The sequence below is a fragment of the uncultured Oxalicibacterium sp. genome, assembly GCF_913776015.1.
Lineage (GTDB): Bacteria > Pseudomonadota > Gammaproteobacteria > Burkholderiales > Burkholderiaceae_D > Oxalicibacterium.
On record NZ_CAJYMD010000012.1, the window covers coordinates 1 to 19,831 of the forward strand.

Consider the following 19,831-nt stretch of genomic DNA (forward strand, 5'->3'; position numbering starts at 1 on the left):
CATCAGGCCCGGACTGACGGCAACCGCATCGATCCCCTCCAGCAACGCCGCATCAAAACGACTCTCCACTGCACCGCCGACGAAGACGGCCTCAGGAATCAGCGACTGCAAGGTGGCAAGGCGTTCCGGCTGTTCGCGTGTATCGGCAACGCGCAGCGTAGCGCCGCAGCGGTGCAGCCACTGCGCCATCGCCAGTCCCGACTCGCCGAGACCCATCACCAGAAAATGCTTGCCTGTGTAATCCATCATCTTTTCTTCGATATCAACGCAGCTTGAGCGTCGACAAACCAAACAGCACGAGAATCATCGTGATGATCCAGAAACGCACGACAACCTGGGTTTCCTTCCAGCCCTTCTGTTCAAAATGGTGGTGCAGCGGTGCCATCAGCAAAATCCGCTTGCCGGTACCGGTACGCATCTTGGTGTACTTGAAGTACGACACTTGCAGCATGACCGACAGTGTTTCAACCACGAAGATGCCGCCCATGATGAACAGCACGATCTCCTGACGCACAATCACGGCAATCGTTCCCAGCGCACCGCCCAATGCCAGCGCACCAACGTCACCCATGAACACTTGTGCCGGGTGTGCGTTGAACCAGAGGAAGGCCAGGCCGGCACCCGCCATCGCACCACAGAAAATGATCAGTTCGCCCGCGCCCTTGATGTGCGGGATGAACAGATATTGCGAATAGATGGCGCTGCCCGATAGATAGGCAAACAGGCCCAGCGCAGTACCGACCATAACCGTCGGCATGATCGCCAGACCATCGAGGCCATCGGTCAGGTTGACGGCATTGCTGGTACCGACGATCACGAAATACGTCAGCGCGATGAAGCCCCAGACGCCGAGCGGGTAGCTAATCGTTTTGAAGAACGGCACGATCAGATCGGCCTTCGGCGGCAGATCCATGCTGAAGCCGGATTGCACCCAGGCGACAAACAATTCGATGAATTGCGAATTGGTCGGGGCCGACACCGAGAAGGCCAGATAGATGGCAGCAAACAACCCGATCAGCGATTGCCAGAAATATTTTTCCTTCGACGACATGCCCTTGGGGTCTTTGTAAACCACCTTGCGATAGTCATCGACCCAGCCCACAGCACCGAAACCCAGGGTCACGATCAGTACGACCCAGACAAAACGGTTGGTCAGGTCCGTCCACAGCAACGTCGCAATACCAATCGCCAGCAAGATCAGCGCGCCACCCATCGTTGGCGTACCGCTCTTGATCAGATGGGTCTGCGGACCATCGGTACGCACTGCCTGCCCCACCTTCAAACGCATCAGCATACGGATCACCGCCGGGCCCGCGAACAAGCCGATCGCCAGCGCCGTCAGCGTCGCAAACACGGCGCGGAAGGTGATGAAGTTGAAGATCCGCATCGGACCGATGTATTCCTGCAGATACTGTGCCAGCCAAAGCAGCATGTTAGTGGCCTTCCTGATGATGTTGACCGAGCAGATGCTGCACAACACGTTCCATCTTCATGAAACGCGATCCCTTGACCAGCGCTGTTGCCTCGTTGTTGAAAAATGTATCCAGTGCCTGATTCAGTTGATCGACGCTGTCGTAATGCGCCGCACCTTGACCGAAGGCTTGGGTTGTATGTACCGTCAATTCGCCAAGTGCCAGCAAACGATCGATGCCGCGTTCGCGCGCATAGGCGCCGACTTCTTCGTGATAGCGCGGGCCATCGTTACCAACTTCACCCATATCGCCCAGTACGAGAACGCGCGGCGCTGCCACTTGGGACAGCACGTCGATGGCAGCGCGCACGGAATCCGGATTGGCGTTGTAGGTATCGTCGATCACCAAGGCACCGTTGGTCGCCGTCTTGCGTTGCAGGCGACCATTGACCGGTGCGAACGCCTGCAAGCCGCGCACGATCGCTTCGACCGAAATGCCGATTGCCAATGTGCAGGCAATCGCCGCCAGGGCGTTGCGCACATTGTGCACACCAGCGGCCGACAGTTCGACACGGAACGAATGGCCATTTGCGGTCACCTGCAAATCGCTGCCGAAGACATTCGCTACATGCGTGCAACGCACATCGGCATCGTCGCTGAAACCGAACGTCATGCTGCGGCAATGTGTTGCATAGTCACGCCACAGCGGCGTGAATTCGTCATCCGCGGGGAATACAGCGACGCCATCGCTTGACAGCGCCTTCAGCACGGAACCGTTTTCGATGGCCACGGCTTCGACGCTGGCCATGAATTCCTGATGCTCGCGCTGCGCGTTGTTGACGAGGCCTACCGTCGGGCTTGCCATCGCAGCCAGTTGCGCGATTTCACCCGGATGATTCATGCCCAATTCGATGACGGCGGCGCGGTGTGCCGACTGCAAGCGCATCAGCGTCAGCGGCACACCGATATCGTTATTAAAATTACCGCGCGTCGCCATGCAGGCATCGGCACCGAATGCCGCCTGCAGGATGGCCGCAATCATTTCCTTGACGGTGGTCTTACCATTGCTGCCGGTCACGCCGATCAGCGGCAAGGCAAACTGACGACGCCAGCCGGTACCGATCTGACCAAGCGCGGTGCGCGTATTCGGTACGATCAGTGACGGCACGTCGCATTCTTCCGGCAATTTTTCGGCAACGATACCTGCAACCTTGTGCGCAGCCACCTGCGGCAGAAAGTCGTGTGCATCAAAGCGTTCGCCGCGTAAGGCAATGAACAAATTGCCTTCGGCCACGGCACGACTGTCCGTCGTCACACCATCGAATTCGGCATCGCGCGTCAGCGTCGCACCGGCAATCCATGGCAATAATGTTTTCAGGGTCGCCTTCATCCGTGCGCTCCCTGCATGGCGCGTGACGACAATGCCAGCGCTGCGTGATCGGCGTCCAGGAATGGCAGTTTGCGGCCCTTGATTTCCTGATAGTTTTCGTGGCCCTTGCCCGCCAGCAGGATCACATCCTGACGCGTGGCATTGCGGCATGCCCACAGGATCGCCGTAGCGCGATCTTCGATGATGTGCATGTCGGCATGGGACGTATCGATACCTGCAACGACCTGCGCAATGATGTCTTCGGGATTTTCATTACGCGGATTGTCGGTCGTCACGATCACATGATCGGCAGCCATCGCGACACTTCCCATCTGCGGACGCTTGCCCGGATCACGATCACCACCACAACCGAAAACGCACCAGAGCTTGCCACCCCGCTCGTCGGCAACCTGGTGCAGACTCGTCAGTGCTTTTTCCAGGGCATCGGGCGTGTGTGCATAATCGATCACCACCAGCGGGGCATCGACACCGCCAACCTGCTGCATGCGCCCCGGCACAGCCGTCAGCGCTTCGACGGCTGCGATGGCATCACGCCATGTAATGCCGCGCGCCAGCAAAACACCAAAAATACCCAATACGTTGCTGACATTGAAGTCACCAACGAGCTGCGTCTTGACCTGGCTGCGTTCATCGCGCCATTGCAATTGGAAAGTCGTGCCATTCTGGCTGCTACGCACTTCGCTGGCGAGCAAGGTATCCACGCCATCTACCGCACGAGCGGACATGCCATAGGCAATCACGGAAACCTCGGGACGATTCGCACGCAGTCGTGCAATCAGGCGCTCACCCATGGCATCGTCGCAATTGATGATGGCGTGGCGCAAACCTGGCCAGTCGAACAGCATGGTCTTGGCGTCTTCATACGTCTGCATGTCGCCGTGGTAATCGAGATGGTCGCGCGTGAAATTGGTTAACAACGCGATATCGATATGCAAGCCGCTCATGCGCTGCTGATGCAAGCCAATCGACGACGCTTCGATCGCCAATGCGGCGGCACCATGTTTTGCCAGTTCGGACAAGGCACGTTGCAATTGCACGGCATCTGGCGTGGTGTAGCCCGTCACGGTGAAATTGCCGGCAGCACCATCGCGGTACATGCCCACACCCAACGTACCAATGACGGCAACCGGACCGATACTGCGCGACAAGGCGCTCCCTATCCATTGCGAACACGAGGTCTTGCCGTTGGTGCCGGTAACCGCCACCGTCAGCATCGCGCGATCGGGATGCGCATACCATGCGGCGGCGATTTCACCCGCCAGCGATTTGAGGTCGGCAACCGCCAGGTGCGGCACATCGACAAAGGATGCGTCGGCCTTGTTTCCATCAGCTTCAAGCAAAATGGCGATCGCACCACGCTCGACAGCATCGCCAATATAGGCACGGCCGTCAGCACCATCGCACGGATAGGCAACGAAGACATCGCCGGCCTGCACCTTGCGCGAGTCCGCCGTCAGTTGTGCCTGCGGCGCATGCTGCTGCAGCCAGGAGACGATGTCGGCAATATGCATGAGCGCCGCCATTACAAGCTCTCCTGCAAAGGTTCGCGCGGAATAATGATGTTGGTCACGCGCGAATCAGGCGCGACGTTTAATGAACGCAGAGAACTCGCCACCACGGAAGAGAACACGGGACCGGCGACCGATCCACCATAATGGCGGCCTGCGGTCGGCTCGTCGATCATGACGGCAACGATGATGCGCGGATCGGAAACTGGTGCGAAACCGACAAAAGATGAGACGTATTTCTTCACGTAACGACCGTTTTCAAGCTTGTAGGCCGTGCCGGTCTTACCACCAACGCGATAACCGGGCACTTGTGCCTGCGGCGCAGTACCGTTCGGGCCAGCCGCCATTTCGAGCATGCTGCGCATTTCACGTGCCGTCTTTTCAGAGATCACACGCTGTGCAATCGGCTGATCGGTCGAACGCTGCAAGGTCAGCGGAATGATTTCGCCGTCGCGTGCAAAAATCATGTAGGCATGTGCAATTTGCAGCAGCGAAACCGAAATACCGTGGCCGTAGCTCATGGTCGCCTGTTCGATCGGACGCCAGGATTTGTAGGGGCGCACACGACCGGCAACCGCACCGGGGAAACTGATCTTCGGCTGCTGACCAAAGCCGACCGATGTGAACAAGTCCCACATTTCCTGCGGTTGCATCTGCAAGGCGATTTTCGCGGTACCCACGTTGGAGGATTTCTCGATCACCTGCGATACCGAGATCACACCTGCCGCGTGGGCATCGCCAATCGTCGCGGTGCCGATCGTCATGCGGCCCGGCGAAGTATCGATCATCGTGTTCGGCGTGACGATGCGCTTCTCCAGCCCCAGCGCCACCGAGAACGGCTTGAGCGTCGAGCCTGGTTCAAAGGTATCGGTCAGTACTCGATTGCGCAATTGCGCACCGCTCAAGCCGGAACGCTTGTTCGGGTCATAAGTCGGCATGTTGGCGAGTGCCAGAATCTCGCCGGTCTTCGCATCAAGAACGACGATGCCGCCTGCCTTGGCCTTGTTGGCTTCGACGGCTGCCTTCAGGTTCGAATAGGCGATGTATTGCAGCTTGCTGTCGATCGATAATGTGAGGTCTTGCCCGTCATGCGGTTCACGAATGGCTTCGATGTCCTCGACGACACGCCCCAGACGATCGCGAATCACACGACGGCTGCCCGGCGTGCCGGCGAGCGTCTTTTGATAGGCCAACTCCATGCCTTCGATGCCCTTGTCCTCGACATTGGTGAAGCCAACGATATGCGCCATCGCTTCGCCTTCCGGGTAATAGCGCTTGTATTCCTTGCGCGTATTGATTCCCGAAATACCCAGCGCCACGACCTTGTCGACGACATCCATTTCGACCTGCCGCTTCAGATAGACAAAAGTACGGTCGGAATCGAGACGGCTGTACAAATCCTTCTCATTCATGTCGAGCAGTTTTGCCAGTTGACGCAGCTTGTCCTTGGGTGCTTCCATCACGTCTTCAGGAATGGCCCAGATCGCGCGCACAGGCACGGACGAAGCCAGCACCTGATTGTTGCGATCGGTGATCTTGCCGCGTGTGGCAGGCAACTCCAGCGTGCGCGCGTAACGCGATGCACCTTGCTTCTGCAGGAAGTCTTTTGACATTCCCTGCAACCACAGTGCACGTCCTGCCAACGTGGCGAACGCTGCGAAGATGACGAACAGCACGACACGCGAACGCCAGGCAGGTAGCTTGGCGGCCAGCACCGGGCTGGACACATAAGGCACGCCTTTGCCTGAAGCGGTACGTGACGTGCCACGCGTCATTTCGCCCCCAGATTCAGATATTGCGTACTGGCCGGCGACGCCGGGACCATGCGCAGATCGCGACGCGCATTGGCTTCGATACGGCCATGCACACCCAGCGTCGATTGATCGAGCTGCAATTGCGTCCAGTCGATTTCAAGCTGACGCGCCTTCGCCTGTTCGCGCTCCAGCGCAATGAACAGGCTGCGCGACTGATAATGTGCATTGACCACCGAGAGTGCGCACAGCACCAGCACGGCAGTCAATACGAAGGTGATACGGCCGCTCATGCCGGCACTCCCTGCAGCGACACACGTTCGGCCACACGCATCACGGCCGAACGTGCGCGCGGGTTCTCGGCGACTTCTTCATCCGACGGCATGATGCGACCCAGCAGCTTCATCTCCGGCTGCGGCAGATCGGTAGCACGAATCGGCAGTCGACGGTCGGGCTGGGCCACCTTGGCCTTGCCCGCCATGAACTGCTTGACGATGCGATCTTCCAGCGAATGAAAGCTGATCACGACCAATCTCCCCTGCGGCGCCAGATGGCGAAATGCCTCTGCGAGCACTACTTCGAGTTCTTCAAGCTCCTGATTGATGAAAATCCGGATAGCCTGAAAGGTGCGAGTGGCCGGGTCTTTGCCTTTCTCGCGGGTTTTGACGGCACCAGCCACGATCTCGGCAAGCTGTCGTGTGCTTGAAATTGGTTGCACTGACCGGCGAGCAACAATCGCCTTTGCAATCTGAAAAGCAAACCGTTCTTCCCCATAATCTCGTATCACTTTCTCGATTTTTTTTTCGGTTTCCGTTGCCAGCCATTCCGCTGCCGACATGCCACGCGTGGTATCCATACGCATGTCCAGCGGCCCATCGGCGCGAAAGCTGAACCCCCGAGCCGCGTCGTCCACCTGCGGCGACGAAATGCCAAGATCCAGCAACACACCGTCCAACTGCCCGATACCGCGCGCAGCCAAGGCATCGGATAAAGTCGCAAAACTGTCATGCACGATCTCGAAACGCTTGTCCGCAATCGACTGCGCATTGGCGATCGCATACGTATCCTTGTCGAACGCCAGCAAACGACCGCGCTCGCCAAGCTGCTGCAAAATCAGGCGACTATGACCGCCGCGCCCGAACGTGCCATCGACGTAGATGCCTTGCCGACGACCGTCGGTCAGTGCAAGCGCCTCGATCGCTTCATTCAGCAGGACTGTCCGGTGCTGGTATTGCGGCACCGCCTCTACATTCGTCACGGGCGTCAGAAGGAAAAATTGTTGAGTACGTCCGGCACACCGGCAGCGATCGCATCGGATTCGCTTTCTGCCAGTTTTGCCGCATCCCAGATTTCGAAATGGCTGCCCATGCCCATCAGCATGACATCGCGCGTGAGGCCCGCCGCCGTGCGCAACTCGGGCGCAATCAGGATGCGGCCCGCGCTGTCGAATTCGACGTCGGAGGCATTGCCAAGAAAAATCCGTTGCCATGCACGTGCAGAAATCGGCCATTTGGCAATTTCTTCACGGCGGCTTTCCCACACAGGACGCGGGAAGAGGAGCAGGCAACCATCAGGGTGCTTGGTCAGCGTGACGCGTCCCTCGCACTGCAATTGCAGCGCGTCACGATGCCGACTCGGAATCGTCATCCGGCCTTTCGCATCGAGATTGAGAGATGAAGCGCCTTGGAACACGCTGAAATCCTTGTTTGGTTACCTGTTTGGTGAAATCGGTTGGTGTTTGCCGCAGATCAAAAAAACCCACAAAAAAACACTTTTTCACACTGCTGCCCACTTTAGAGGAACGAATTGGACCGGTCAAGAGAATTTCAGGGTCTAAAACAAGATTTTTTTCAATGAAGTCAAGGACTTAGCGCATTACGCTCACGCAACTTGAAGTGGAAATAACTTGCAAAATTAAGCACTTATCACGCACTCTGAAAGTGCAACCTCATCTATACACATGTGTTTGATGGCAAAAGCGCGTGAAATAAGGGCTTGTGTAGGAATTCCACTCATTTACCGGCACTATCCGCACAAATGTCGTGGCAAAACGAAGAGGGAGATACTGCGCAAGAAGCAAGCAGTCAGAAGAAGTCAGGAAATACTAGCGACGCTCGGCAGGAATCGGGCACTCGGCGGAAGGATCGGCAACAGGCGTGCAGTAACGATAGGCCTCTTCACTCAGATGCGCCGGCCGTCTATGTCCATGACGTGTTCGCGCACCGCGCATGAAGGGCGCGAAGCATTCCTGGCTTTCACGATAGGCGCGCCATTTTTCGGCACAAGCGGGATTTTCAAGGCTTTGTAACGGTGGCGACATGGCACCGGCTTTCGGTACCGCTGCGGGGGAAGGTCGTTCGCTCATCGAGGCAGCTTCCCGCTCGCGTTGTTCTAGTAGACGGCGCTCCTGCTCGACTCTTCGTTGCGCCGCTTGCCGGTCTTCCGGAGAAATCTGAGAAGGTCCTGTGTCGATGCGCTCTGCCTTACCCTTGTACGCCTGCGGCACAACGTCCGAGACGTGCGTACGGCCGCTTTCATCCACCCAACGATAGATATCCGCAGCTACGACCAAGCCGTTTGCCAGAGCAAACAGTATAAAAACGGATATCTGTCTTGCGTACGTCATGTTGTCTGTCTCGATGTGCGAATGTCGTCACCGTTTTTCGTTATAGCAAGCCGGACAGAAAACGTTTAGCGGGTACCGAAGAGACCAAGCAAACCGATGATGATCAGATAAAGCGCCACGATGTAGTTCAGCAGACGTGGCATGAGCAGAATCAAAATGCCGGCGATGAGCGAAACCAGCGGGCCGATGGAAAGCGAGATGTTCATGGGAAGCTCCTTGAAAACAGACGCAGCCTGCGTCCGGGAGATTTCATGATCGACAGGCGCCCCTGGCGCGTCGGTTCGCTAGTTCACACCGCACACAAAGGAAAACGGCGCGCAGTCATGAGACCAGCGCGCCATCGAAAAGAAGATGAAGCAAACCGATAGGCCGGATTCTGTTACGGCAGACGGGCAAGCCCGCTGCTATGACAACCATTCCTCTAGGCCGTGCATTACTGCACGGCTCAAGCTTTCTACCCGCACGCTCCGCGAGCAACATCAACGCGTGCCTATTTGAAATTGCTCCAGGTGGAGGTTACCGCGTTTCACCGTAACTTAATACGCTCGTCTCTGTGGCCCTATTCCTCGCCTCACGGCGGACGGCCATTAACCGTCACCCTGCTCTATGGAGTCCGGACCTTCCTCCCGCCGCCACCGAAATGACGGCCAGCGGTTGTCTTGGCCTGCTTCGGTCGTCATTGTAATCCACTCGTGCGCTCATCCGCTGTGATTTACCGTCTTCATGGCCTTGCCCGAATGCAGCAGTACCGGCGAACGCAGGTATGATGGCGCCAGAACGACTGTCAGGTCGTTTCGATGCGATGTTCGATCTCGCCCATGCAGCAACACGACAGGAAGCCATTTGCCATGCCCCTGCACAGTGTTTTTTCGCCGCTTCGCCTCTTCCTTCCAATTCTCGTGCTTGGTGCCACGCTTTTCCTGTGCCTTGCCGATGCCACCGCACAAGCCGACACCACGGCAATTCCCGATACCCTCGCCCAGCGCGTTGCGGCCTGCACAGCCTGTCACGGCAAGGAAGGCCGGGCTGCCAGCGATGGCTACTATCCGCGTATCGCCGGCAAGCCAGCCGGTTATCTGTATAACCAGTTGATCAATTTTCGTGAAGGCAAGCGCCACTATCCGGTCATGACGGCCATGCTGGATAACTTATCCGATGCCTATCTGCGCGAAATCGCTGCGTATTTCGCCAGCCAGCATCCACCCTTTCCTGCCCCGCAACCAAGCAATGCCACGCCGGCAGAACTGGAGCGCGGTCGACAGCTCGTGCACGAAGGCGATAGCAAGCGCAGCATTCCTGCCTGCATCGCCTGCCACGGTACGCGCATGACCGGCGTGACACCGGGAATTCCAGGTCTGATTGGCCTGCCGCGCGATTATCTGCTCGGCCAGATCGGTGCGTGGAAGATTGGCACACGACGCGCCAGCGCACCGGATTGCATGGCGCACATTGTCAGCAAGATGCAACCCGAAGATGTCAGCGCGGTAGCGTCCTGGCTAGCGGCACAAACCGTCCCGACCGATAGTCAACCGCTTCCTGCCCCAGCGCTCCCGCTGTTACCACGCGAATGCGGTGGCGTGCCACAGGGAGTCTCGCCATGAAAGGCGCGCTGCGAAAAACGCTACTTGGCGGGCTTTTGTTTATGCTCTTGTGCAGCATCCTGATCGTCAGTTGGTTGGTGCTTGCCAACCGCAATCCTGATCTCGACCAGCCCGCAACTGTCGTCATCGATGTACGGCAACAACTTGCACAGGGCGCGTACCTGGCTCGCATCGGCAATTGCATGAGTTGCCATACTGCGCGCGGCGGCGCGTCCTATGCGGGTGGTCGCGCGGTTCCGACACCGTTCGGCAATGTGTATGCCTCGAACCTGACACCAGACAAAGACACCGGCCTCGGGCACTGGAGCAGCGATGATTTCTGGCGAGCCATGCACGATGGCAAATCCAGAGATGGCCGCCTGCTCTATCCGGCCTTCCCCTACCCCAACTACACGCGCGTTTCGCGCGCTGATTCGGACGCCATCTTCGCCTATCTGCAAACCCTGCCTGCCGTCAAACAGGAAAATCGTGCGCCCGAGCTGCGCGCGCCTTATGACAATCGTCTGTTGCTGTATGCGTGGCGCGCATTGTATTTCCGCGCCGGCACCTTCGTTGCCGACGATACGCAATCCTTTGCATGGAATCGCGGCGCTTATCTGACGCAAGGGCTCGGACATTGCAGCGCCTGCCACTCACCGCGTGATCGCTGGGGCGGCATCGATGGCAAGGCGGAACTGGCGGGCGGCATGATTTCTTCGTTGAACTGGTATGCGCCGCCACTGAATGGCAGCGCCAACAGTCTTGGCAAATGGCATGACACCGAGATCGTCGCTTTCCTCAAGGCGGGCCTGACTGCGGAGCGCAGCGCGACTGGGCCGATGGCCGAGGTCATTGCCACCAGCCTGCAATACGTTAGCCATGACGATGTGCAAGCCATGGCAACGTACCTGAGCGCGCTACCGCCTTCCGATAAAGGTCCTGTGCCAATCGATGACAATTTGCGGCGCGAGGAAAAACAGGCGATCATCGCCAGCGGTGCACGACTGTACGAGCAACACTGCGTCAATTGTCATCAGGCTGCAGGACAAGGCGTGGCATCCGTTTATCCGGCGCTCGCAGGCAGTTATGCCGTGACGGCGGCAATCGCGGCCAACCCGATCCGGCTGGTGTTGCATGGTGGGTTCGGAGCAAGCACGACGGGCAATCCACGCCCCTACGGCATGCCGCCATTCGGGCATGTGATGACTGACAACGAAATTGCTGCCGTCGTCACCTACATTCGTAATGCGTGGGGCAACCAGGCCAGTGCCGTCAGTGCCCGCGACGTCAATCAATACCGCTCTCAGGAAGGATTGTGAACACCTCATGAATGCCACATCGACGACCGAATCGCCCAGCCTCACGACAACACCAGGAACACACGCACATCGCAACAAGACCGTTGCCATGCTGCTCGCTGTTTTCTTGGGTGGCACAGGCGCGCACCGCTTCTACTTGCATGGCAAGCGCGATTTTCTGGCGTGGAATTATCTGTTAGCGCTGCTGCTCTTTATCTGCGCCCTGATTGTTGCGCGCGGTCCTCATTCATGGACTGTCAGTGTACTGGCGCTGTTTCCGGTATCGATCTATATCGGCTGGATTGAAGCGCTCATGATCGGGCTGACCAGCGATGAACATTGGGATGCCCGCTTCAATCGCGGTTCTGCGCACAAAAGCCAGTCGCGTTGGCCAATCGTCGTGCTGCTGGTGCTGACCTTCGCCATCGGCATCACGGGCTTCTTGTTCAGCCTCACGCGCGCGATCGATCTGTTTCTGACCAATGGTGCTTTCGGTTAAAGCAAGCGTGGCAGAAAACCAGGAAAACGGTTTTGCATAAATCCCTGGGAAACCGTGTACCCACCGCAGCGTAGGAGAAATGCGCTGCGATAACCGTGGCCGTGTTTTCGTACCGCCTAGATCACGCCAAACAACTTCAATGCCAACGGCAGCAACACCGCCGTCAGAATGCCGCACAAGCCCATCGCCAGGCCCGAAAACGCCCCCATTTCGTGACTGATCTGGAAAGCGCGGGCCGTTCCCACGCCATGTGCGGTCGCACCGAGCGCGAAGCCGCATGTGGCGTCATCCTCGATCTTGAGGAATTTGAAAACGTAGTGCGCCACGCCGGCACCGAACAATCCGGTCAGCATCACCATCACGGCGGTCAGGGTCGGTAATCCACCGATCTTTTCGGTCACACCCATCGCAATCGGAATCGTCACCGACTTCGGCGCCATCGACAGAATCGTCAAGGGCGATGCACCAAGCAGCCATGCCAGCCCCATCGCTACACTGATGCCGGCCGCACCGCCAATCAGCGAACCGGCCAGCAAGGCGAACCAGTTGCGCTTGAGCTTTTCCAACTGGTGATACAGCGGAATCGCCAATGCCACCGTTACCGGACCAAGCAGAAAATGCACGAACTGCGCACCGTTGAAGTAAACGCTGTAAGGCGTATTGCTGAGCAGCAGGACGAGCACCAGCAGGGCGACCGAAATCGCCACCGGATTGGCGAGCGGACTATGGCCGCTCTTGTCGTATATGAAAAGTGCCACCCGATAGGCCAGCAAGGTCGCTGTCAGCCACAGCAGGGGCGACCCTGCCATGTAGACCCACAGCGTATTGAGTTCCAGATGCGGGATCATTGGGTTTCTTCCTTACCGGCTTTGCGTGACAGGAAGCGAATCACCAGCGCTGTCACCACGATGGAAACCACGGTACTGACAGTCAAAGCAATCGAAATCGCCAGCCATTCGCTGGCGATCCGATGCAAATGCACGCTGATGCCGACACCCGCCGGCACGAACAGCAAGGCCATGTGAGAGAGCAGTTGATTGGTCGTCGGCGCCAGCTTGGTGGCAACGCCTTTGCGCACGATGAGATAGGCCAGTAAAAGCAGCATGCCGATCACGGGACCGGGAATCGGCAGCGACAGGATGTGCACCAGACCTTCGCCCATGGTCTGAAAGATGAGCAGCGTGAGCAGGGTATCGAGCATGGCCGGTCCGTAAGAGGAAAGACTAGCCGGCGGAAATCGATGCCGGCAGTCGCTATGCTAGCAGCGCCCTGCGCTCCCGGCCACGCATGCGGTGGATGAAATTATTTCAGCGATCCGTGCGAAACCAGCACGCACAGAGTAGGCAACCCGGTGTACGCGTGGAATGGCATATCTCCCTGATGATCATCATGGCGACAGGCAGGCCGCATCGCGCATGATAGCGAAACGACGTGCATCGGCTGAAATACGCTCGGCCAATGCGGCCACCGCTGCCTGCTGCGCCTTGACGAGTTGCGCGTAATCGCCTGCCGCTTGTTGACGGAAACGACCACCGCAAACCAGCAGCGCGTTTTCGCGTTCATCGGCAAAGCGCAGTCGCCAATCAGCTTCCAGCTCCACTGCCTGAGACGGCCAGGCATCCAGACGACGTACCTGCACTTTCAGGCGCAGGACTTTTCGTCCCGGTGGTGCTGACAAGCCGGCCACATCCTGTGTACCCAAACGCATACTGAGTTCGGCAGACAAGGCCTGGCGAAACTCATCCGCCAGCGGTGCAGCCCAGCGCTCGCCTTCCAGCAATGTCAGGCTGCTGGCATCCTGACGCACAACCAGTTGTGGCTGATCGAGCTGGGCGGGAATGCCAACCGGCAGCACCTCGACAACGAAAGGCACCCGCGCAGCCGTCGCCGACAGCGGCGCCGACGAAGGTGCCAACAAGGTGTGATAACGAACCGGAGCAGAACTGCAAGCGCTGAGCAACAGCGCACAACCGAGCACTGAGACGAGACGAATCGGCAAAGTCATTTCTTGATTTCCTCCTGCGGCACGGATGATGCCGGATATGGGGACGCTGGTAAGGCGGACGATGCAGGCGAGGCATCGGCCGGACGACCGCGCAACAACGATTCGGGATGCCGTCCCAGCAGATCGGTCAGGGTGCGCAACGAACGTGCGGCACGTTGCACTTCCTGCAGCGTCAGACCAAGGTTCTGCTGCAATGGCGCATCTTCGCCCAGTGCGCCCTGCATGCTGCCCAGCGCCTGTTGCGCCTGCTGCATGGTGCGCGTTGTTTCAGGCAGCACATCGCGATTCACTTGGTCCAGTGTACGGTCCAGTCCCACCAAGGTACGATCGAGATTGGCTCCGATCGAATCCAACGGCATTTTTTCGATCTTCGAGACGATGCTGGCCAGTTGCTCCTGCATCTTGTCGAAGCCGCCATTGACGGTAGGCAGTGTCAGCGGACGCGCATTGACATCGAACGCCACTTTCGGCGCCTTGGGCACGAAATCGAGCGAGATGTAGAGCTGACCAGTCAGCAGATTGCCGGCCCGTGCCTGCGCCCGCAAGCCGTGATCGACCATCACGCGCAGGAACTGGGCAGCCTGACGTTCGTTATCGCCATCCATCTTGGGCAATTTCTCCAGGACGCGCCCCAGGCGTTCGGGATAAACCACCACGCCGACGACGGTAGGGAAGCGCCGCTTGACCGGATCGTAATCGAGATTCATGGACACCACACGTCCCAGATCGACGCCAGAGAACTGCACCGGCGCACCGATCGACAAGCCGCGCAGGGACTGCTCGAAACGCAACTGCAGGTATTGCGGCTGACCATCCGGCGGTGCCAATGCCGCTTCCTGATCCTTGGACAAAACGTACACGGTATCCGCCGCTGCCGCTTCTTTGCCACCGCGCATCGGCGAAGCAAACGCGACCCCGCCCGCAACGATGGTGGCGAGGGACTGCGTTTTTAATTTGAGTCCATCCGCACCCAGCGAGACGTCGACACCGCTGGCGTTCCAGAAACGCGTATTGGCCGTGACCAGCTTGTCATAGGGTGCATCGACGAATATCTGCAAGCGGACGTTCCTGCCATCGGGCTCGAGCGCGTACGAGGCTACCCGTCCAACCTGGATACGTCGGTAGTAGACGGGCGAGCCAATGTCGAGTGAACCGAGATCCTCGGTGCGCAAGATGAACGTCGTGCCCGGCATGCCCTTGATGATGCTGGGCGGTGTTTCCAGTCCGGTGAATATCTTGGCGGACTCATCCGACTCGCCACGGTCCACCCCGATGTAAGCACCGGACAACAAGGTATCGATACCCGAGACGCCCCCCATGCCGATACGCGGCCGCACCACCCAGAAACGCGTGTCCTTGCGGATCAAGCTTTCCGCACTCTTGACCAGCGACACCTTGACGACGACATTTGCGCCATCGTCGCTGAGGTTGATCGCCGATACCGCACCGACCGTCACGTCCTTGTACTTGACCGGTGTCTTGCCGGCTTCGAGTCCGGTCGCGGTACGAAACAGAATCGTGATTTCCGGTCCTGCCGACATCCACGCATGGACCAGCATCGATATACCAATCAGCGCTGCCACCAGCGGCACCAGCCAAATCAGCGAAAAACGCCCGCGCTGTCGGGCAATCACCGGCGCGGCGGGTGTGGGCGTTCCATTTGTCTTGTCTGAATTTTCCGTCATTCTTGTTCACCATCCCAGATCAGGCGCGGATCGAAACTCATCGCCGACAGCATGGTGAGAATAACCACCACGCCAAAAAAGAAAATACCGATACGCGGCTCGATATCGCTGAGTCCGCGAAACTTGACCAGCGCAGCAACGATTGCCACCACCAGCACGTCCAGCATCGACCAGTAACCGATCAGTTCCACCAGTCGATACAAACGCGCACGCTCCCGTCGTGCCCAATTGCTGCGGCGCTGCGCCGTTACCAGCAAGGTAATCAGCACGACAAACTTGGTACACGGCACTGCAACGCTGGCAATGAAAATCACCAGCGCAATACCGTAGGAACCGGACCGAAAGAATTCCACCACGCCTTCCATGATGGTACTTTCACTGCCCTGCCCAAACAGGCTCGTGTACATGACGGGCAGCAGATTGGCAGGAATATAGAAAATCATGCCCGCAATCAGCAATGCCCATGCCCGCGCAATACTATTTGGAAACCGTCGATGCAAGGCCGCACCACATTGCGGACACCGTGCATGTGGCTGTTGCGCCAGCACGTCTTCGCAAGCCATGCCGCAGGTATGACAGGCAACCACACCCAACTCCGCGGCGCGTGCAATCTCGCTCATGATGCCGTCCCGGCCTGTTGGTGCGGCGCGGTCAGTTCCCACAACCAGTGCACATCACGGTTTGCGATCAGCGTGATCAGGATCATCAGCGCGGCCGTGGCCCAGATACCGGGGCCGGGTGCCACCTGCAAAAACCCCGACAGCTTGATCACCGCTACCAAGATGCCAAGCAGACAAACCTCGACCATGCTCCACGGCCGCAGCTTCGTCAGCAAACGCATTGCCCACTCGAAGCCCGGCGCACGTCGGTACAGACGCGCATAGGCAAGCACCCATAACAACAGCGCAATCTGCAGGAACGGCACCACGATGATCGACAAGGCCGTGGGCACCGCAATCGGCGCGACCGGACCATACACGAGCGCCGCTGCCGATTCCCAGATCGTCACCTCGTTATGCAATCCCTGAAAACTGATCCGCACGACGGGGCAGACATTGGCAATCACAAAGGCGATTGCTGCCGCAATCGTCAATGCCAGCCAGCGATCGACATCCAGTCGACTCGCGCGATAGAGCACGGCATCACAGCACCCGCAACGCGCCACCTCCCCTGCACCAAGCGCGGCGCGCTCATACACACTGTCGCAATGCTCGCAGATGACAAGATGAGGGAAGGTTTTCACAGCAGCAAAAAAGATGGATAGTCCAAGAACAAGCCGTCGAAACAGACTTTATCAATATGCGGATTTCGGTTAGTGTCACAGAAATAGACGAATTCGTCTATTTTCTCTTGATGCCTGTCTTATTCAGGCAAAGCAACGATCGATTATGGAGCAATGACCATGTCCGGCAACTGTTTGTTCAATCAGAAAACGACACAACCGAAAGCCAGCCGTAACACTCCTCGCAAGCCGGCACAGGCACGCGGTCAGGAACGTAGGGATGCCATTCTGGATGCCGCTGCCGCGCTGGTCGCGGAAAAAGGCATCGCCGGCATGACGATGCATACACTCGCCGCGCGGGCACAGACTTCCATCGGATCGCTCTACCATTTCTTCCGTGATCGCGAAGAGGTTGTGGATGCTTTATTCGAGCGCCATGCCACAGCCATACGGAAGATCAACGAGCAAATATGCAGCACTGCCGATACGGTTTGGTCGGGATTGACACCCGACGAGGCGATTGATCGCCTCGTCGTGCCCTATGTCGATTATCTTGGCCAACATGACGACTACCTACCGGTGATGCACCAGCGCGCCCTGTTGTTCAAGGAAAAAGAGTTCATCCGTCCACTACAGCATCTGCTCAGGGCGCGCCTGCCGCAATGCGACGCGTCGGAAAGAGAGTCATATGCCATGATGCTGCATCTGATCGCAGCAGGTACGATGCATGCCGGCCTGCAATTCTCCGCCAAGCATGTAAATCTCTATATACGGGAAATTCCACGTGCGCTGGCAGCCTACCTGACTGACCTGGAAAATCGCTTTGCAGTTGAGCATGCCGAACAACAAAAGCGCCCGACCGCATCGAGCGACCAAAAAAAGGTCAACCGCGCGACGGCAATTTAACCATCTGGCATAGCGCCTGCGTGATGACACCATTCGCGTCAGCAAGCTGTTCGAGAATGGTGAAGTGATTGCGCTCTGCAAGCGCCAGCAGACTGCCAGGCAAACCCTCTCGCAAAGCGGCGAACGAAGTCGATTGCCGTTGCAGCTCGGCCAGTTCCCCCGTGCCATAAGCAATGACAAGCGGCTTGGCGCTCAACGGCAAACGCGCTGGACTCAGGGTCTGCTCTTCTGCATCGCTCAATTGCAACTTGTCGTTCAGATAGCAGAGCCGAATCGGCTCCAGCTCGTAAATACCGCTGATAGCGATACCGCCTATCACGCCCGCTTCATCCAGGCACATCGCCGTCAGATGCCCGCCCGCGGACCAACCAGAAACCACCATGCGCTGTACATCGCCACCCAACGCTGCGGCATGTTCACGCAACCAGCCGATGCCCGCCTTCACCTCATCGACAATGCCACGCAAGCTTTGCTCGGGTGCCAGCGTGTAACCGAGCAAGGCCACATGAAAGCCCTGTGCCAACGGCCCTTCGGCGAGAAAACTGAAAGTCTCCTTGGACCGCATCTGCCAGTAGCCGCCGTGGATGAAGATCAGCAAAGGGCCGGGCTGTAGTGCTGCAAAGTAATCGATGCGATTGCGTGGCGCCGCGCCGTATCGCAGATCGAGATGTTGCGGATATTTATCGCGCAGAGCCGCGCTGCGTGTATCGAAGTCACGCAACAATACCGGACTATCGGCAACTGCCAGACTGTTATTGTAAGCAGCATCCAGCGTCGGCCGATCCATGCCGCGATAAATCGCCTCTCTGCTCATGCCATGACCTTTGTCGAGACATGACTGGTCAGGTACTGCGTCATGTCGCGGCGGATTTCATTGAAAGCGACTGCCGTGATATCGCGCGGACGCGGCAGGTCGAGACGAATATCCTTCTCGATGCGGCCCGGCCCGGCGGTCATCACAACCACGCGATCGGATAGCATCACCGCCTCTTCGACCGCATGGGTGACAAATACGACCGTGACCTTGGTACGTTCCCAGATTTCCAGCAAATCCTGCTGCAGTTTTTCGCGCGTCAAGGCATCGAGTGCGCCAAACGGTTCATCCATCAGCAGCACTTCGCAATCGTTTGCCAGTACGCGCGCGATCGCCACACGTTGCTTCATGCCGCCGGACAACTGGCCCGGATAATAATCGGCAAATTTCGTCAGGCCGACCATATCGGTGTAGTAGGCAGACAACTCATCGAGCTTGGCCTTCGGTAGGTTGCGCTGCTTGGGGCCGAAGCCGATGTTTTCCTTGACCGTCAACCACGGGAACAAGCCGTAGTCCTGAAACACCATGCCGCGCTCGGGGCTGGGCCCGTCGATCGGCATACCATACATACTGGCCGTTCCCGACGATGCCGTTTCAAAGCCGGCCATGATGCGCAGCAAAGTCGATTTGCCGCAGCCCGAGGCACCGATCAGACAGACGAACTCACCCTTGTTAATGGTAAGGTTGACGTCGCGCAGCGCTTGCACCTTGTTGCCGCCGATCGAGAAAACCTTGTCGACGCCCTTGATGTCGATCGCCGGTAACGGACGGCGTTCCGAATAGGTTTCAGACATGATGTTGCGGGCTCCATTTCAACAAGCGGTTATTCAACAGCACCAGCAGGCGATCGGTGATGTAACCCGTAATGCCGATCACGATCATGCCGGCGATCACGAGATCGGTACGCGACAACATGCGGCCATCCATGATCACGGCACCCAAACCTTCGGGTACGCCAGTCATCTCGCCAACGACAATCAGAATCCACGCAAAGCCGTGTCCCAGACGCAAGCCATTCAGGATCGAAGGAATCGATGCCGGCAATACGACCTGTCGGAACAGCGACGATCCCGAACAGCCCAGCATCTGCGCCGCCTCGAACAGACGGCCATCGACCGACTTCACGACAAAGATCG

General features: G+C 58.1%; 22 protein-coding genes, 1 other RNA gene and 1 pseudogene. 4 read left to right on the top strand and 20 right to left on the bottom strand.

Annotated elements, in window-relative coordinates:
* The 11 genes and pseudogenes from QZ725_RS02265 to rnpB form a co-directional block, all read right to left on the bottom strand.
* Positions 1 to 246, bottom strand: a pseudogene (locus tag QZ725_RS02265) (UDP-N-acetylmuramoyl-L-alanine--D-glutamate ligase); the annotation flags it as partial.
* Positions 247 to 262: 16 nt separating this feature from the next.
* Positions 263 to 1,432, bottom strand: coding sequence for a phospho-N-acetylmuramoyl-pentapeptide-transferase (gene mraY / locus QZ725_RS02270; protein ID WP_293775982.1), 1,170 nt, complete (start codon positions 1,430 to 1,432; stop codon positions 263 to 265).
* Between the two features lies 1 nt (position 1,433).
* Positions 1,434 to 2,801, bottom strand: coding sequence for a UDP-N-acetylmuramoyl-tripeptide--D-alanyl-D-alanine ligase (gene murF, locus QZ725_RS02275; RefSeq protein ID WP_293775984.1), 1,368 nt, complete (start codon positions 2,799 to 2,801; stop codon positions 1,434 to 1,436).
* Entirely contained in the window at positions 2,798 to 4,324 is a 1,527-nt protein-coding gene (locus QZ725_RS02280) for a UDP-N-acetylmuramoyl-L-alanyl-D-glutamate--2,6-diaminopimelate ligase (RefSeq protein WP_293775986.1), read from the bottom strand. Before QZ725_RS02280 ends, murF begins: the two co-directional genes overlap by 4 nt.
* Positions 4,324 to 6,084 carry a penicillin-binding protein 2 gene (locus QZ725_RS02285; protein WP_293775987.1) on the bottom strand — a complete coding sequence of 587 codons (1,761 nt, stop codon included), beginning with the start codon at positions 6,082 to 6,084 and terminating at the stop codon, positions 4,324 to 4,326. The genes QZ725_RS02280 and QZ725_RS02285 overlap by 1 nt, the downstream gene beginning before the upstream one ends.
* Positions 6,081 to 6,353, bottom strand: a complete 273-nt coding sequence (gene ftsL, locus QZ725_RS02290) for a cell division protein FtsL (protein WP_293775988.1) — start codon at positions 6,351 to 6,353, stop codon at positions 6,081 to 6,083. Before ftsL ends, QZ725_RS02285 begins: the two co-directional genes overlap by 4 nt.
* Entirely contained in the window at positions 6,350 to 7,318 is a 969-nt protein-coding gene (gene rsmH / locus QZ725_RS02295) for a 16S rRNA (cytosine(1402)-N(4))-methyltransferase RsmH (protein WP_293775989.1), read from the bottom strand. The genes ftsL and rsmH overlap by 4 nt, the downstream gene beginning before the upstream one ends.
* A gap of 5 nt (positions 7,319 to 7,323) precedes the next feature.
* Positions 7,324 to 7,752: a division/cell wall cluster transcriptional repressor MraZ gene (gene mraZ / locus QZ725_RS02300; protein WP_293775990.1), complete on the bottom strand. Its 429-nt coding sequence runs from the start codon at positions 7,750 to 7,752 to the stop codon at positions 7,324 to 7,326.
* A 412-nt stretch (positions 7,753 to 8,164) separates the two neighbouring features.
* Entirely contained in the window at positions 8,165 to 8,686 is a 522-nt protein-coding gene (locus QZ725_RS02305) for a DUF4124 domain-containing protein (RefSeq protein ID WP_293775991.1), read from the bottom strand.
* A gap of 65 nt (positions 8,687 to 8,751) precedes the next feature.
* Positions 8,752 to 8,892, bottom strand: coding sequence for a DUF3096 domain-containing protein (locus tag QZ725_RS02310; protein ID WP_293775993.1), 141 nt, complete (start codon positions 8,890 to 8,892; stop codon positions 8,752 to 8,754).
* A gap of 143 nt (positions 8,893 to 9,035) precedes the next feature.
* Positions 9,036 to 9,357, bottom strand: an RNA gene (gene rnpB, locus QZ725_RS02315) — RNase P RNA component class A.
* Positions 9,358 to 9,534: 177 nt separating this feature from the next.
* Here rnpB and QZ725_RS02320 point away from each other — a divergent pair.
* From QZ725_RS02320 to QZ725_RS02330, 3 genes are read left to right on the top strand one after another with little or no spacing between them, the layout of a single operon-like run.
* Positions 9,535 to 10,287, top strand: coding sequence for a c-type cytochrome (locus QZ725_RS02320; RefSeq protein ID WP_293775995.1), 753 nt, complete (start codon positions 9,535 to 9,537; stop codon positions 10,285 to 10,287).
* Complete coding sequence (locus QZ725_RS02325; protein WP_293775997.1) at positions 10,284 to 11,585, top strand: cytochrome c; 1,302 nt, start codon at positions 10,284 to 10,286, stop codon at positions 11,583 to 11,585. The genes QZ725_RS02320 and QZ725_RS02325 overlap by 4 nt, the downstream gene beginning before the upstream one ends.
* A 7-nt stretch (positions 11,586 to 11,592) precedes the next feature.
* Positions 11,593 to 12,063 carry a TM2 domain-containing protein gene (locus QZ725_RS02330; protein ID WP_293775999.1) on the top strand — a complete coding sequence of 157 codons (471 nt, stop codon included), beginning with the start codon at positions 11,593 to 11,595 and terminating at the stop codon, positions 12,061 to 12,063.
* 116 nt (positions 12,064 to 12,179) lie between these two features.
* Here QZ725_RS02330 and QZ725_RS02335 read toward each other — a convergent pair whose 3' ends face one another.
* From QZ725_RS02335 to QZ725_RS02360, 6 genes are all read right to left on the bottom strand, one after another.
* On the bottom strand, positions 12,180 to 12,911 hold the full coding sequence (locus QZ725_RS02335; protein WP_293776001.1) for an LrgB family protein: 732 nt from the start codon (positions 12,909 to 12,911) through the stop codon (positions 12,180 to 12,182).
* Positions 12,908 to 13,264, bottom strand: a complete 357-nt coding sequence (locus QZ725_RS02340; protein ID WP_293776002.1) for a CidA/LrgA family protein — start codon at positions 13,262 to 13,264, stop codon at positions 12,908 to 12,910. Before QZ725_RS02340 ends, QZ725_RS02335 begins: the two co-directional genes overlap by 4 nt.
* Positions 13,265 to 13,450: 186 nt before the next feature.
* Complete coding sequence (locus tag QZ725_RS02345; RefSeq protein ID WP_293776004.1) at positions 13,451 to 14,068, bottom strand: membrane integrity-associated transporter subunit PqiC; 618 nt, start codon at positions 14,066 to 14,068, stop codon at positions 13,451 to 13,453.
* Positions 14,065 to 15,753, bottom strand: coding sequence for an MlaD family protein (locus QZ725_RS02350; RefSeq protein ID WP_293776006.1), 1,689 nt, complete (start codon positions 15,751 to 15,753; stop codon positions 14,065 to 14,067). Before QZ725_RS02350 ends, QZ725_RS02345 begins: the two co-directional genes overlap by 4 nt.
* Positions 15,750 to 16,373: a paraquat-inducible protein A gene (locus QZ725_RS02355; protein WP_293776007.1), complete on the bottom strand. Its 624-nt coding sequence runs from the start codon at positions 16,371 to 16,373 to the stop codon at positions 15,750 to 15,752. Before QZ725_RS02355 ends, QZ725_RS02350 begins: the two co-directional genes overlap by 4 nt.
* A complete protein-coding gene (locus QZ725_RS02360; protein WP_293776009.1) occupies positions 16,370 to 16,996 on the bottom strand; it encodes a paraquat-inducible protein A in 627 nt (208 codons plus the stop codon). The genes QZ725_RS02355 and QZ725_RS02360 overlap by 4 nt, the downstream gene beginning before the upstream one ends.
* Before the next feature lie 159 nt (positions 16,997 to 17,155).
* Here QZ725_RS02360 and QZ725_RS02365 point away from each other — a divergent pair, with 159 nt between their 5' ends.
* Positions 17,156 to 17,881: a TetR/AcrR family transcriptional regulator gene (locus QZ725_RS02365; protein WP_293776010.1), complete on the top strand. Its 726-nt coding sequence runs from the start codon at positions 17,156 to 17,158 to the stop codon at positions 17,879 to 17,881.
* On the opposite strand, the gene QZ725_RS02370 is transcribed toward QZ725_RS02365, so the two are convergent.
* The 3 genes from QZ725_RS02370 to QZ725_RS02380 form a co-directional block, all read right to left on the bottom strand.
* The gene (locus tag QZ725_RS02370) at positions 17,859 to 18,695 is read right to left on the bottom strand and encodes an alpha/beta hydrolase (RefSeq protein WP_293776012.1); all 837 of its coding nucleotides are present in this window, start codon (positions 18,693 to 18,695) and stop codon (positions 17,859 to 17,861) included. The two genes, QZ725_RS02365 and QZ725_RS02370, sit on opposite strands and share 23 nt — an antisense overlap.
* Positions 18,692 to 19,489 (bottom strand): ABC transporter ATP-binding protein, encoded by a 798-nt coding sequence (locus QZ725_RS02375; protein ID WP_293776013.1) that lies wholly within the window; start codon positions 19,487 to 19,489, stop codon positions 18,692 to 18,694. The genes QZ725_RS02370 and QZ725_RS02375 overlap by 4 nt, the downstream gene beginning before the upstream one ends.
* Positions 19,482 to 19,831: ABC transporter permease subunit (locus QZ725_RS02380; protein WP_293776014.1), on the bottom strand; the 350-nt coding region annotated here is incomplete at its 5' end. The genes QZ725_RS02375 and QZ725_RS02380, both read right to left, overlap by 8 nt.